Source organism: Phyllobacterium sp. OV277 (assembly GCF_900104355.1).
In the GTDB taxonomy this organism is placed as follows: Bacteria; Pseudomonadota; Alphaproteobacteria; order Rhizobiales; family Rhizobiaceae; genus Phyllobacterium.
This window is the reverse complement of sequence record NZ_FNIY01000009.1, coordinates 1-13,508: the sequence shown is the minus strand read 5'-3', so window position 1 is coordinate 13,508 and position 13,508 is coordinate 1. Positions and strand designations below refer to the sequence as shown.

General features: G+C 54.1%; 15 protein-coding genes and 1 pseudogene. 11 read left to right on the top strand and 5 right to left on the bottom strand.

The features are described from left to right. Window positions 1-13 precede the first annotated feature (13 nt). The 3 genes from BLU05_RS21290 to BLU05_RS21280 all read left to right on the top strand — a co-directional run bounded on the left by BLU05_RS21290 (window position 14) and on the right by BLU05_RS21280 (window position 2,109). A complete protein-coding gene (locus tag BLU05_RS21290) occupies window positions 14-772 on the top strand; it encodes an AzlC family ABC transporter permease (RefSeq protein ID WP_091884847.1) in 759 nt (252 codons plus the stop codon). Continuing rightward, a complete protein-coding gene (locus BLU05_RS21285) occupies window positions 769-1,116 on the top strand; it encodes an AzlD domain-containing protein (RefSeq protein WP_091884845.1) in 348 nt (115 codons plus the stop codon). The genes BLU05_RS21290 and BLU05_RS21285 overlap by 4 nt, the downstream gene beginning before the upstream one ends. Before the next feature lie 189 nt (window positions 1,117-1,305). Then, window positions 1,306-2,109 (top strand): phosphatase PAP2 family protein, encoded by an 804-nt coding sequence (locus BLU05_RS21280; protein ID WP_175540701.1) that lies wholly within the window; start codon window positions 1,306-1,308, stop codon window positions 2,107-2,109. A gap of 8 nt (window positions 2,110-2,117) precedes the next feature. Here the strand turns inward: BLU05_RS21280 and BLU05_RS21275 are convergent, their stop codons facing one another. The 4 genes from BLU05_RS21275 to BLU05_RS21260 form a co-directional block, all read right to left on the bottom strand. Further along, a complete protein-coding gene (locus BLU05_RS21275) occupies window positions 2,118-2,543 on the bottom strand; it encodes an HIT family protein (protein WP_091884550.1) in 426 nt (141 codons plus the stop codon). Window positions 2,544-2,608: 65 nt separating this feature from the next. Further along, complete coding sequence (locus tag BLU05_RS21270; protein ID WP_091884548.1) at window positions 2,609-3,793, bottom strand: GNAT family N-acetyltransferase; 1,185 nt, start codon at window positions 3,791-3,793, stop codon at window positions 2,609-2,611. A 114-nt stretch (window positions 3,794-3,907) separates the two neighbouring features. Then, complete coding sequence (locus BLU05_RS21265; protein WP_091884546.1) at window positions 3,908-4,627, bottom strand: glycerophosphodiester phosphodiesterase; 720 nt, start codon at window positions 4,625-4,627, stop codon at window positions 3,908-3,910. Window positions 4,628-4,629: 2 nt separating this feature from the next. Further along, window positions 4,630-5,094, bottom strand: a complete 465-nt coding sequence (locus BLU05_RS21260; protein WP_091884544.1) for a RidA family protein — start codon at window positions 5,092-5,094, stop codon at window positions 4,630-4,632. A 150-nt stretch (window positions 5,095-5,244) separates the two neighbouring features. Between BLU05_RS21260 and BLU05_RS21255 the strand changes: the two genes are divergently transcribed. Beyond that, entirely contained in the window at window positions 5,245-6,039 is a 795-nt protein-coding gene (locus BLU05_RS21255; protein ID WP_244518481.1) for a cell envelope integrity EipB family protein, read from the top strand. 423 nt (window positions 6,040-6,462) lie between these two features. On the opposite strand, the pseudogene BLU05_RS21250 reads toward BLU05_RS21255, so the two are convergent. Continuing rightward, window positions 6,463-6,810, bottom strand: a pseudogene (locus BLU05_RS21250) (XRE family transcriptional regulator). A gap of 285 nt (window positions 6,811-7,095) precedes the next feature. Here BLU05_RS21250 and rpsB point away from each other — a divergent pair. The 7 genes from rpsB (at window position 7,096) to rseP (ending at window position 13,184) form a co-directional block, all read left to right on the top strand. Further along, entirely contained in the window at window positions 7,096-7,890 is a 795-nt protein-coding gene (gene rpsB, locus BLU05_RS21245) for a 30S ribosomal protein S2 (protein WP_091884539.1), read from the top strand. A gap of 117 nt (window positions 7,891-8,007) precedes the next feature. After that, on the top strand, window positions 8,008-8,931 hold the full coding sequence (tsf, locus tag BLU05_RS21240) for a translation elongation factor Ts (protein WP_091884536.1): 924 nt from the start codon (window positions 8,008-8,010) through the stop codon (window positions 8,929-8,931). A gap of 101 nt (window positions 8,932-9,032) precedes the next feature. Then, the gene (pyrH, locus tag BLU05_RS21235; protein ID WP_091884534.1) at window positions 9,033-9,755 is read left to right on the top strand and encodes a UMP kinase; all 723 of its coding nucleotides are present in this window, start codon (window positions 9,033-9,035) and stop codon (window positions 9,753-9,755) included. A gap of 69 nt (window positions 9,756-9,824) precedes the next feature. After that, complete coding sequence (gene frr, locus BLU05_RS21230; RefSeq protein WP_091884531.1) at window positions 9,825-10,385, top strand: ribosome recycling factor; 561 nt, start codon at window positions 9,825-9,827, stop codon at window positions 10,383-10,385. A gap of 39 nt (window positions 10,386-10,424) precedes the next feature. Then, window positions 10,425-11,144, top strand: coding sequence for an isoprenyl transferase (locus BLU05_RS21225; protein WP_091884529.1), 720 nt, complete (start codon window positions 10,425-10,427; stop codon window positions 11,142-11,144). Continuing rightward, the gene (locus BLU05_RS21220) at window positions 11,141-11,992 is read left to right on the top strand and encodes a phosphatidate cytidylyltransferase (RefSeq protein ID WP_091884527.1); all 852 of its coding nucleotides are present in this window, start codon (window positions 11,141-11,143) and stop codon (window positions 11,990-11,992) included. The genes BLU05_RS21225 and BLU05_RS21220 overlap by 4 nt, the downstream gene beginning before the upstream one ends. Before the next feature lie 52 nt (window positions 11,993-12,044). Continuing rightward, a complete protein-coding gene (gene rseP / locus BLU05_RS21215; protein ID WP_091884524.1) occupies window positions 12,045-13,184 on the top strand; it encodes an RIP metalloprotease RseP in 1,140 nt (379 codons plus the stop codon). The last annotated feature ends 324 nt before the right edge of the window (window positions 13,185-13,508 follow it).

Sequence of the window (13,508 nt, the reverse complement as noted above, 5' to 3'; positions counted from 1 at the left end):
TTATCGGTTGGATATGGCCGATTCCGAATTTTCTCCCTTGCCAGAACAGGAAGACGATAGCCTGAGAACACGGTTATCATGGTTTCTCTCCGGCGCATCGATGATTTTCAGCATACCGGCTTTCATCCTCATGACGGCGCATGTGGGTTTTGCCGGTTTTGCCAGCGAGAACGGCGTTTCCCTGTTGCAGGCGAGCTTCATGGTCGCGGCAATCTGGGCGCTTCCGGCCAATATTGTTCTGATCGGCGCAATATCAGGAGGCTATTCACTTCTTGGAGCAGCCATTGCTGTCGCCCTGTCATCAATACGGCTGATGCCGATGGTGGCTGCGTTCATTCCGGAAATGCGCGGTCCAAAGACGCGCAGGATTACGCTGCTGTTTCTGTCGCATTTCATTGCTGTTACTGCGTGGGTGATGGGCATGGAGCGCTTCCAGCACATTCCGCGCCATATGCGTACGAGTTACTTTGCCGGGCTCGGCATGACGCTGACTGCGACCAATTCGCTTGTTGTCGCACTTGTCTATTTTCTCTCGACGGACTTTCCGCCGATTGTCTTTGCAGCGCTGTTCTTTTTAACGCCCATGTATTTCCTGACGTCACTATGGGGGTCGGCGCGTGACCGGTCTATCCATGTGGCCATGGTGTCCGGCCTCGTATTGTTTCCGCTCATTCATCATCTGGCACCGGCCTATGATCTGCTGCTGACAGGTTTTGCCGGGGGCGCGGCGACCATGGCTTATGTCAGATGGGCGAGGGCGCGCGCATCATGACCTGGCACAGCCTGACCGACTGGTGGTGGCCCTATCTCTTCATTCTGCTGGCCGGCTGGCTACCAACCGATATCTGGCGCTATCTCGGTGTTTTGATCGGCGGCAAGGTGCGCGAGGATTCCGATGCGCTCATCGCTGTGCGCGCTGTTGCCACAGCACTTGTTGCCGGCGTGATTGCCCAGCTTATTCTCTATCCGAGTGGATCGCTTGCCGAGTCCTCGATTTTCCTGCGTATTGGCGCAGCCGCCGTCGGGTTTCTGGCCTATTTGCGTCTTGGCCGTCATGTCATTGTAAGTGTGATTGCTGCCGAAATTGTTCTTATTACGGGGCTCTATTTTTCATAAAACTTGAATCATTTGGATTCAGCCATCCTTAAACGAGGCTGGGTATATTGGACCCACATAAAGGGCTCCAAGATGAATTTGCATCCGGCTGAAAAGATTTGCGCTGGCATCATCGCCACCTTGTTGGTTTTCGACGCCATCCTCATTCCTGTCAGAGGCGTTGGCGTTGACTGGACCAATTATGCCCTGATGTCCGCAATCGGGCTAACGGCAATTGGTGTCGGACAATTTTATCGCACGGTGCGTCCGGAAGAAAAGATTGCTTTGGCGGCAACCGCGTCGGGTCTGTTCATTCTTTTCACGATTGTAGGTTCAGTCTTCAATTACCTGCTGCTGCCCGTTGGCGAACTTCACGATATGGCGTTCATTGTCTTGGACCGCGCATTCGGCTTCCAATGGCTGGATTTTCTGAATGCCACAGCGGAAGTGCCGCTATTGAGTCCTATTTTGCGGGTTGTCTATGCGAGTTCGCAGATGCAGCTGATCTTGGTTGTTCTACTTCTGGGCTTTAGGGGCGAAGCTCGGAATCTACATCAATTCCTGCTGTGTGGTATGATCTCGGCTTTGATAGCGATTTTGATCTGGTGGATGTTTCCAAATTCCACGCCAGCTGCCTACTACGTGCTTTCCGATGAAACGGCACGAATTGTCCAACCCGCAGTTGACCATACCTACGGACTGGAACTCGTGCGGCTTGCCAAGGAAGGCGTCCGTTTCATTTCACCGCGCGATACTCTCGGACTGATTTCATTTCCTTCGTTTCATACGGTGATGGCTTGTTTATCCGTTTGGTTTACACGCAGAATTCACTATCTGTTTCCGATTTTTGTCGTGATCAATATCCTGATGATCCCGGCAATTATTATCCAGGGTGGACACAATCTGGTCGACGTCATCGCCGGAGTAGCCGTTTTCGCTACGGCTCTTTTCAGCGCAAGGGCGATGCTTGGCACCATAAAAAGTTCGGCGCAGGGCGTTTTCGCGACAACTTAGCTGAACCCCTAAGCCAGCGCCTGCCTGATCTTTTCCGCATTTGCCGCAAGCACGCCCTGATCTTCCATCTGTCCGGTATGGGGCTTCAATGCGACACCCTCAAAACGTGGAATAATGTGAAAATGCAGATGGAAGACCGTCTGGCCGGAGGCCGGTTCATTGAACTGGATCACAGTCACGCCATCCGCATTGAACGCTGATTTAACAGCGCGCGCGAGTTTCTGCGTCGTGGCGATCACCGCCGCGAGGCTGGCTGGCGCAACATCCAGAATATTGCGCGACGGTACCTTCGGTATCACCAGACAGTGGCCATTGCCCTGCGGCATCACATCCATGAAGGCAAAAGTGTCGGCATCCTCATAAAGCTTGTGCGAAGGAATTTCACCGCGCAGGATTTTTGCGAACACATTGTTGTCGTCATAGGTCTGGCTCATGGGGCACCCGTTTTGTCTCAGTGATGAATCGGATGTTTGCCATGTGACGCTACAAGGTCAAGCGTTCAACAGTCGGATTTCTTGAACGGAGCATGTTCATTGAGAACTTCGCTCATCATGGCAACCTCATTGCGCTCCTGTTCGAGAAAGCCCGCAATGGCACGGCGCAGACCCTCATGCGCGATATAATGGGCGGAATGGGTTGTTACCGGCAAATAACCGCGTGCAAGTTTGTGCTCACCCTGCGCGCCCGCTTCAACCACATGCAGCTTGTGTTTAATGGCGAAATCAATGGCCTGATGGTAGCAGACTTCGAAATGCAGAAATCGATGGTCCTCGATGCAACCCCAGTGGCGGCCAAAAAGCCTGTTGGAACCAATGAAATTAATGGCACCAGCGATATAGCGTCCATCGCGCCGCGCCATCATCAAAACGATGTCATCGGGCATGCGCTCGCCGATGAGACGATAGAACTCACGGTTGAGGTAAGGGCGACCCCATTTGCGGTTGCCAGTATCCGTATAGAAGGTGAAAAAGTCGTCCCAGACAGGTTTGGTCAGGGCACTGCCAGTCAGATGATCAATTGAAATGCCATTGGAAAGCGCCTCGCGCCGCTCGCGTTTCAATGCTTTGCGTTTGCGTGCGGCCAGAGTTTCCAGAAAATCATCATAGGTTTCATAGCCTTCGTTGAAGAAGTGAAACTGCTGATCGATACGATGCAGGAACCCGGCTTCATTGAAGGCGGGCAGGTCGTCATCATTCACAAAGGTCGAATGCGCTGAGGAAACGCCAAGTTGTCCTGTCAATTGCCGCAGACCATTGGCAAGGGCAGCGCGAACAGCAGGACCATCCCAATCACGATGTGCAAGCAGGCGAGGGCCGGTCGCAGGGGTGAAAGGAATACTCGCCTGCAACTTTGGATAGTATCGTCCACCTGCGCGCTCGAAGGCGTCGGCCCAGCCGTGGTCAAAGACATATTCGCCCTGACTATGCCCCTTCAGATAGCACGGCACCGCGCCTATGACGGTTCCGGCCGCATCTTCTAAGCGGAGGAATTGCGGAAGCCAGCCGGATTTTTGCACGACACAGCCGGAATCTTCCAATGCGGAGAGGAAGGCGTAGGACAGAAAGGGGTTGTAGTCAGGTGCATCTCTGGATGTGCCAGAAAGCTGCGACCATTCCTGCGCTGTAAACGCGCCGATACCATCGCCGACGCGCAAGGTAAACTCGCCCTGATCAAGATTTGACATTGGTGAATTAGATTCCCGACGTTGCCGGCAGGATAAAATCGCCTCGCTGCCTTTGTTTAAACTAGGTATTTCACCCGGCGATACAAGAGGCGGCGAGGCATAAGATGAGCCCATTCAAGCCGTTCGTGGATCAAATCCCTCAAACGTGATCTGATCAACATGCGCATCGCTTATCGCCTTGTCGTCAGGGCTGCGCACCGTCCAGGAAATCACCGGCAGACCAAGCTTGCCCTTCACAAAACCGATAAATCGATTTTCCAGATGGTGGACATTGTAGGAAACGAAATCGATATCGTAGGCAAGCATGGCGAAATGTTCTTCCAGATCGCTGTCCTTCAGCCCCTCGGCAGTGAGCCCGGCGGGAATACCGGGGGCATCCCTGCCAAACAATCTGATCAGGTGATGGTCGAAGGACATGATCGCCGCATCGCCCTCATAACCGGCCAAATCCTTGGCAACCGCCTTCACGAGACCATCATCACGTCCCGGAATGCCCTTGAGTTCGATGACAATGGGCACGCGTCCGGCAATAAGTTTTAGCGCTTCAGCCAGTGTCGGCACATGATCTTTGGTGCCACCGACCCGCAAGGCTGCGGCATCGGCAACCGAAACGTCGTGAATATTGCCTGATTTGCCAACCAGGCGATCCAGTGTGCCATCGTGGAAAACAACGGCTTCGCCATCGGAAGACAGATGCACATCGCATTCAATGGCGAAACCGGCGCTTGCCGCAGCGTCAAACGCAGAAAGCGTATTTTCCCAACGGGATTTATTGAGGTCATGCAGTCCGCGATGGGCAATCGGCGTTTTCGTCAGCCAGTCCAAAGATGCCATAATCAGCGAACCTCGATAATGGCTTCGATTTCCACAGGCGCATTGAGTGGTAGAACGGCAGTGCCAACAGCTGAGCGCGCGTGACGGCCCTTATCCCCGAGTACGGCAACCAGCAGATCGGAAGCGCCATTGGCGACGAGATGCTGTTCGGTGAAATTGGCAGATGAGGCCACGAATACAGTGATCTTTACAACTTTCTCGATCTTTTCCAGATCGCCAAGCGCTGCCTTTGCCTGTGCGAGAATGTTGATGGCACAGGCTTTTGCCGCTTCCTGACCCTGTGCAAGCGTAAGATCAGCACCCAGCAAACCCGTGTGAATGAGTTTACCGCCTGCCAGTGGCAACTGTCCTGATGTCAGAAGCCAGGAGCCGCTTTGTGCAAACGGGACATAATTGGCTGCCGGTGCCGCGGCGACGGGGAGGGTGATGCCAAGCTCGTTTAGACGGCTGTCGATGGTGCTGCTCATGGGATTTCCTATCCTTATGTTGCGGAATCGCAATTGATTGTGAATGAAGTTGCGATTTTTGCCTCGCTTCCGCCAAGAGTTTTTTTAATATGCACATTCGAAAACTGGAGAATCTTGTCAATGCGTCTATTCCCCGTCCTCGTTTTCAGCATGAGCGCCCTCGGTCTTTCCGGATCATCCATGGCCCTTGCTGCTGGAACAGCGACTCTCGTACCACACCGCGCCATCTATGATCTCAAGCTTGATAATGCGCAGGAAAGCAGTGGTATCACGGGGCTAACAGGCCGCATGGTATACGAGTTCAATGGTTCGGATTGTGAAGGTTACACGACAAATTTTCGCTTTGTGACGCGCGTTGACATGGAAGAGCAGCCGCAGCGTGTGACCGATCAGCAGACCACAACTTTTGAGTCGGGTGATGGGGCGAAATTTCGTTTCGTCAACAAGACGTTTGTCGACCAGAGCCTGACCAAGGAAGTGCGCGGCGATGCGCTATTGGCAAAAGACAAGACGGAAATTTCCCTGACCAAGCCCGATGCGAGCAAGGAAAATCTGGAACTGTCGCAGTTTCCCACGCGCCACATGCAGGAACTGATCGGGAAGGCGATTGCCGGAGACGTGTTCTACCAGACCAAACTGTTTGATGGTTCGGAGGATGCCGACAAGGTGATGGCAACAACGGTGGTCATCGGCAAGCCAGCCACGAGCGATCCGGATGACGAAACGAAGAAGATGGGACCGCTTGAGAAGGAAAACACCTGGCCGGTGTCCATCGCTTACTTCGATGATTCAGACAAATCCGAGGGCCTTCCAAGCTACCGCATCAATTTCAAACTCTATCGTAATGGCGTCACCCGCGACCTCAAGATGGACTACGGCGATTTCTCCATGACCGGAAAACTCGTCAATCTTGAGCTTTTCGACGCACCGAAATGTACGAAATAAGAACTACGCTGCTTTGGTGATGGGGAGATACGTTCTGCAACTGCAATGTTGGAGATGCAATCACCCCCTCTGTCCTGTCGGACTACCGGGGCGAGCAACGGGTCTCGCCCGTCCTTCGGCCCCCCCACAAGGGGGGAGATCACCTTGGCATGAACGCCTTTGCACAACCGGAACAGTTTCAGATTGTGCAAGATGGTATTGAAGGCTGATCTCCCCCCTTGTGGGGGAGATGCCCGACAGGGCAGAGGGGGGTGAGCACCGCCGATGCGTTGTGCGTTGTGCATGGTTCGTGGTTCGACAAGCTCACCATGAGGGAGAGAGGTGATGAAAGGGAGTCAAGTTCTGCACCCTTTAAACCGCAATCTTTGCGATTCAATCTCTGCAATTCAACCTCTGCGATTATCATTGCATCCTCACTCTCCCTCATGGTGAGCTTGTCGAACCACGCACCACATTCGTGCAACCTACTCCCCAACAACCGCTGATATCGAGCCGGACTGAAAGTCCGGCTTCGGTTGCGATATTGACAAGCGTATCCGAACTGAAGTGAGTGATCCGTCCTCGCAAAAAATCATGCGGGCCTCACAAAAGCTGATTCAGGCAAGGTTGTGTTATTCCCCGACGCGATGCTGCTGCGGCTTGCGTTCGTTTCCAGCTCCTTACCTCTTGCTCAATCGCTACGAGTAAACTGGATCGCATGGACATGCTGGCAACTTCTCGAGGATTGGATTCCAAAGTGTCCCAGATATTCGAAAAGCCTTCACATTTGATTGGTTTGATCAGAGAATCTCCTTGGCCATGGTCCATAAGAGAATAACGAACAATCCCGAGATTGAATATTGAACCATAGTCGTAAGCCATGACAGCAGTGCCTAAAGCGGCTAAAATCGCCTTTTCTCGCGCTTGCTCTTGCGTTTGCCGGGAATATCGATTAACAGCCGCTTCATTCCACACACGGGATTTGGGTTGATATCGGGAGAAATCCGATATGGCCTCCGGTGGCGGGTCTCCCGCCTCTTTCCTGTGGAGGTTAAACCGGAAAAGGAAAACTAAGAGATGGCATTGCCTGATTTCAGCATGCGTCAGCTCCTTGAAGCTGGCGTTCACTTCGGCCACCAGACACATCGCTGGAACCCGAAAATGGCACCATACATTTATGGTGACCGCAACAACATTCATATTCTCGATCTGGCCCAGACTGTTCCGCTGCTTCACCGCGCGCTGCAGAAGGTTTCCGACACCGTAGCCCGTGGCGGCCGCGTTCTGTTCGTCGGCACCAAGCGTCAGGCTTCCGATATCATTGCCGATGCGGCAACCCGTTCGGCTCAGTATTACGTCAATGCCCGCTGGCTCGGCGGTATGATGACCAACTGGAAGACGATTTCGAATTCCATTCAGCGTCTGCGCAAGCTGGACGAACTTCTTTCTGGCGATGCACAGGGCTTCACCAAGAAGGAACGCCTGAACCTTGATCGTGAACGCGAAAAACTCAACCGCGCTCTCGGCGGTATCAAGAACATGGGTTCGATCCCGGATCTGATCTTCATCGTTGACACCAACAAGGAAGCGATTGCGATTCAGGAAGCCAAGCGTCTTGGTATTCCGGTTGTTGCTGTTATCGATTCCAACTGCGATCCAGACCAGATCGATTTCCCGATCCCTGGCAATGATGATGCGTCGCGCGCTATTTCGCTTTATTGCGATCTGGTTGCCAAGGCTGCACTCGACGGCATTCTGCGTCAGCAGGGCTCGATGGGCATCGATGTCGGCGCTCAGGAAGAAGCTCCTGTTGAGCCAGCACTCGAAGAGCCAGCACAGGCTCCTGCACAGGACGGTGAAGCCTCCGCTTGAGGCTTCATATACCCGTCGTAACGGGTGACTAAAAACAATTATATTGGCGCATGACGCGCCGCAAAGTTGGCATGCTGGTTTCTCCAGTATGCCTTCGCTTTGAGAAGAGGCGACACAATGAGCATTTCTGCATCACAGGTAAAAGAACTCCGCGAAATCAGCGGCGCTGGCATGATGGACTGCAAGACAGCCCTGACTGAAACCAATGGCGACATGGAAGCTGCTGTTGACTGGCTGCGTGCCAAGGGTATTTCGAAGGCAGACAAGAAGGCTGGCCGTACGGCTGCTGAAGGTCTGGTTGGCGTTGCAACGAACGGCAAGAAGTCGGTTGTTGTTGAAGTCAACTCCGAGACGGACTTCGTTGCCCGCAACGACGCGTTCCAGGATATCGTTCGCAATGTTGCTAACGTTGCGCTTGGCACTGACGGCGTGACGGCAACTGTTGCCGCTGCAACTTATCCGTCGACAGGCAAGTCCGTTGTCGACACCATCAAGGATGCGGTTGGCACGATCGGTGAAAACCTGTCGTTCCGCCGTTCGGCAGCGCTCAGCGTCAATGAAGGCGTTGTGGCTACCTATATCCATAACGGTGTTTCCGATGGTCTCGGCAAGCTCGGCGTTCTGGTGGCTATCGAAACATCAGGGAACGCAGATGCTGCAAACGCATTTGGCCGTCAGGTTGCCATGCACGTGGCTGCAACCAACCCGCTGGCCCTGACTGCGGCTGAAGTCGATCCGGCTGCTGTTGAGCGTGAAAAGGCTGTGTTCACAGAATCAGCCCGCCAGTCCGGCAAGCCAGAAAACATCATCCAAAAGATGGTCGAAGGTCGTCTGCGCAAGTTCTACGAAGAGGTTGTTCTTCTGTCGCAGGCTTTCGTTATCAATCCTGACCTGACTGTTGAAGCCGCGCTCAAGGATGCGGAAAAGGCAATCGGCGCACCAGCCAAGATCACGGCATTTGTCCGTTTTGCTCTGGGCGAGGGCATCGAGAAGGAAGCCACCGATTTCGCAGCCGAAGTTGCAGCAGCTGTGAAGAAGTAATTTCACAACTGATGAAATCAGAGGGCACCGCGTGACAACGCGGTGCCCTTGGTGTATCCGGGCTTCGAATATCTGAAATGCACGACTCTACGGGAGGTCTTATGGTTGGTACGGCTGTCTATAAACGCGTTCTGCTGAAAGCCTCCGGTGAAGCCCTGATGGGCGATCAGGGTTTTGGTATCGATGTTGCGGTTGCCGACCGTATTGCCAGTGATATTGCTGAAGCGCGGGCTCTGGGCGTCGAAGTTGGCGTTGTTATCGGCGGCGGTAACATTTTCCGCGGTGTTGCTGTCGCTTCCAAAGGCGGCGACCGGGTTACCGGCGACCATATGGGCATGCTGGCTACAGTGATCAATTCACTGGCCTTGCGGACCTCTCTGGTCAAGATCGGTATCGATACGGTCGTTCTTTCCGCCATCGCCATGCCTGAATTGTGCGAAACTTTCTCCCAGAGACAGGCGACAGCCTATATGGACATGGGGAAAGTGGTTATTTTCGCAGGCGGCACGGGCAATCCATTCTTCACGACAGATTCGGCTGCAGCCCTGCGCGCTGCCGAAGTTGGGGCTGATGCCCTGTTCAAGGGCACCCAGGTTGATGGCGTTTACACCGCCGATCCCAAAAAAGACCCCGATGCAGTGCGCTTTGACCGACTTACCCACAAGGAGATGCTCGATCGCGGGCTTACTGTTATGGATACAACGGCAGTAGCCCTTGCGCGCGAGAACAATATCCCAATAATTGTCTATTCCATCCACGAAAAGGGTGGTTTTGCCGAAATTCTGCAGGGCAGAGGGCGGGCGACAATCGTATCCGACGATTGATCAATCATTCTGGCACAGGCTGACCGGAATACCGGCCAGACGAGCAGAAAGAATATAGGAGCAGTGAACATGAGTGATGCACTCGATTTGAATGATCTGAAGCGCCGTATGGACGGTGCTGTGCAGGCATTGAAACATGACCTTAATGGTCTGCGCACCGGGCGTGCGTCGGCAAGTCTGCTTGAACCCATCACTGTGGAAGCCTATGGCTCGAATATGCCGCTCAATCAGGTCGCCAATATCACCGTGCCTGAATCCCGCATGCTCGCCGTATCGGTCTGGGACAAGTCGATGGTCGGCAAGGTCGAACGCGCTATTCGCGAATCCGGCCTTGGTCTTAATCCGATCACGGACGGCAATAATCTGCGCATTCCCTTGCCTGAGCTTAACGAACAGCGCCGCAAGGAACTGGTGAAAATTGCCCATCAATATGTCGAGCAGGCAAAGGTTGCCGCACGTCATGTCCGCCGTGATGGTATGGATGAGCTGAAAAAGCTCGAAAAGGACGGCGCAATCAGCCAGGACGACAACCGGGTTCTCTCCGAAAAAGTACAAAAACTGACGGATGAGACAATTACCGAGATGGATAAGGTCGTTGCCGTCAAGCAAGCGGAAATCATGCAGGTTTAGGTCGCTTTCGCCCTTTAATACCACCGGAGGTTGAGTGTCATGTCCAATCCGAGCCACATTGCCATCATCATGGATGGAAATGGCCGTTGGGCAAAGGCACGCGGTCTGCCGCGCGCGGCCGGACACAAGGCCGGTGTGGAGGCTTTGCGTGAAACCATTCGCGCTGCCGGAAAAATGGGCATTCCGTTTTTGACCCTGTTTGCATTCTCCTCGGAGAACTGGTCGCGCCCGCGCTCCGAAGTCTCGGATCTGATGGGATTGCTCAAGCTGTTCATCCGCCGCGATCTGGCCGATCTCCACCGTGAAAATGTGCGTGTGCGCGTCATTGGCGAGCGCGAGGGCTTGGCCAAGGATATTCGCGGTCTGCTTGGTGAAGCCGAGACCCTGACCGAGAAGAACACCGCGCTAACCCTTGTCATCGCTTTCAATTACGGTTCACGCAACGAAATCACGCGGGCAGTGCAGAAAATCGTCGCTGAAGTTGCCTCAGGCACCTTGGCGCAGGCGGATGTCACTGCTGAAGCCATTGCGGCGCGGCTGGATACATCGGATATCCCCGATCCTGACCTGATCATCCGCACCAGCGGCGAGATGCGCCTTTCCAATTTCCTGCTGTGGCAGGCGGCCTATTCGGAATTTATGTTCCTGCCGTGCTACTGGCCGGATTTCCGCTCGACGCATCTGGCAGAGGCGATTGAGACATTTCATATGCGCGAACGGCGCTTTGGCGGGGTCAATCAGCAGGAAATCGCCCTGTGACGGCTTCGGGGGCATCTGCACCGGATAAGGGCCCCGGCCGTTTTTCCAATCTGTACAAGCGCACGTTCAGTGCGATTATTCTGATCGCGATTGCGGTTGCGCTGACATGGGTTGGCGGCTTGCCGTTCACGCTGATGGCCTGCGCTATCGGGCTCGGCGTTCTTTATGAATGGCATGCCATTACGGAACCACGTTCAAATGCTCTGACCCGCAGCGTTTCCTGGGTCTGTCTCATCATCGTGCTTGGTATGCTGATGCTGTCGCACAATGGCTTGCTGATCATTGCCGTCTTGCTGGCCGGATCGGCTCTGGTGGCTATCCTCGGCGGCAGGCAATACGGCATCTGGGCGGCTACAGGACTGCTCTATGCGGGATTTCCGTCCATAGCCCTGACCTTCGTGCGCGGCGACACGGGCGATGGGTTTGCAGCCATTCTGTTCCTCTTTGCCGTTGTCTGGTCGACTGACATTTTTGCCTATTTCAACGGGCGCGCGCTCGGTGGCCCAAAGCTTGCGCCGCGCTTTTCACCCAACAAGACATGGGCAGGGGCCATCGGCGGTGCCGCAGCCGGCATTGCAGCCGGTGTGGCTTGCGCGGCATTTATAACACCGGCTGGCGGTGTTCCCATTCCGCTCATCGCTTTTGTGCTGTCGGTAACAGCTCAAATCGGTGATCTCGGCGAATCATGGGTCAAACGCAAATTTGGTGTGAAGGATTCGGGCCAGATGATTCCCGGTCACGGTGGCGTGATGGACCGGGTGGATGGACTTGTGGCGGCTGCGGCATTGCTGTACCTCATCGGGGCAATTCTGGTGAAACCGGAAACGCCTTACGATATTCTTTTCTAGCAGGCCAAACCCGGTCACCCTCTGATGGGTTGGGCGAGGCCCGGAGGACATTTTGACGGATATGCTGAGCTATCTTTTCGGCACGCACAGTTTGCTTATTGGTACGATTTTACCCTTTCTGATTGTACTAACGGTTGTGGTCTTCGTTCACGAGATGGGACACTATCTCGTCGGGCGTTGGTGCGGCATCGGCGTGAAAGCCTTTTCCATTGGTTTTGGCCCGGAACTGTTCGGCTTCAATGACCGCAGCGGCACGCGCTGGAAACTGTCGGCGATCCCCCTGGGCGGTTATGTCAAGTTTGCTGGTGACGAGAGCGTTGCGAGTTCACCGGTCGCTGCGACACAAAACATGAGCGCCGAAGAGCGGGCAGTTGCCTTTCATACCCAGCCGGTCTGGAAGCGCGCGGCAACTGTCTTTGCCGGACCTGCTTTCAATATTCTCCTGACCGTTGCAATCTTTTCCGTCTTTTTCGCTCTCTATGGTCGCATGGTTGCAGATCCCATGGTCGCTGAAGTGCGTCCGGGTGGCCCCGCCGCCGTGGCGGGATTTCAGCCTGGCGATCGCTTTATCAGTGTGGATGGCGACAAGGTTCAAACTTTTGCCGACGTACAGCGTCATGTTTCTGCACGGGCAGGCGATTCTCTGAAATTTGTTGTGGAACGCAACGGGCAGGAAGTGAACCTGACAGCAACACCGGAACTTGCAGAACAAAAAGACGCCTTGGGCAACACGGTGAAAGTGGCCGTTATCGGTGTCGTGAACAATCAGGAACTCGGTAATTTCCGCCGCATTACCTATAACCCAATCGAATCAGTCGGTCAGGCTGTGCGTGAGAGCGGTTTCATTATTGCCCGCACCGGCCAGTTCTTCGGTCGTTTCTTTGCAGGCCGTGAAGATAAGTGCCAGCTCGGTGGACCTGTGAAAATTGCCACAATGGCAGGGCAGGCGGCCAGTCAGGGGGTTGATTGGCTGATTCAGCTGACCGCGATGCTGTCGATCGGCATTGGTTTGCTCAATCTTTTCCCTTTGCCACCGCTCGATGGGGGACATTTGATCTTTTATGCGGTTGAAGCTGTCATCAGAAGGCCGGTAAAACCCGCTGTTCAGGAGCTGTTTTTCCGTGCAGGCTTCCTTTTGGTGCTCGGATTTATGGGATTTGTTGTGTTTAATGATCTTTTCGCCTGTCGGTGACGAAAATTAAACATTAGTGAAAATTACAGGCGTGGGCTGGAAAAGCGTCATGATCTGTTTACTATAAGCGGTGAATGGCGTGGCATGGATGCCACGCTTTCGTGTGAAGTAAACAGATTTTAACCGTAAGCCTTGCGTGTATGTAAAAACCGGCTATGACGGTGTGCGAGTAAGTGCTTAGTCCGGGATCTCGCCCGGGGACAACGAGAAACAAAGGTTTAGTAGGCCTATGGCGGCAAGTTCAAAATTCGTTGGTGCAGCGTCGGCGCTCGCCATTTCAGCGGCTCTTGTAAGTTCGGGAGCAATCGTCACCACGATTGCGGG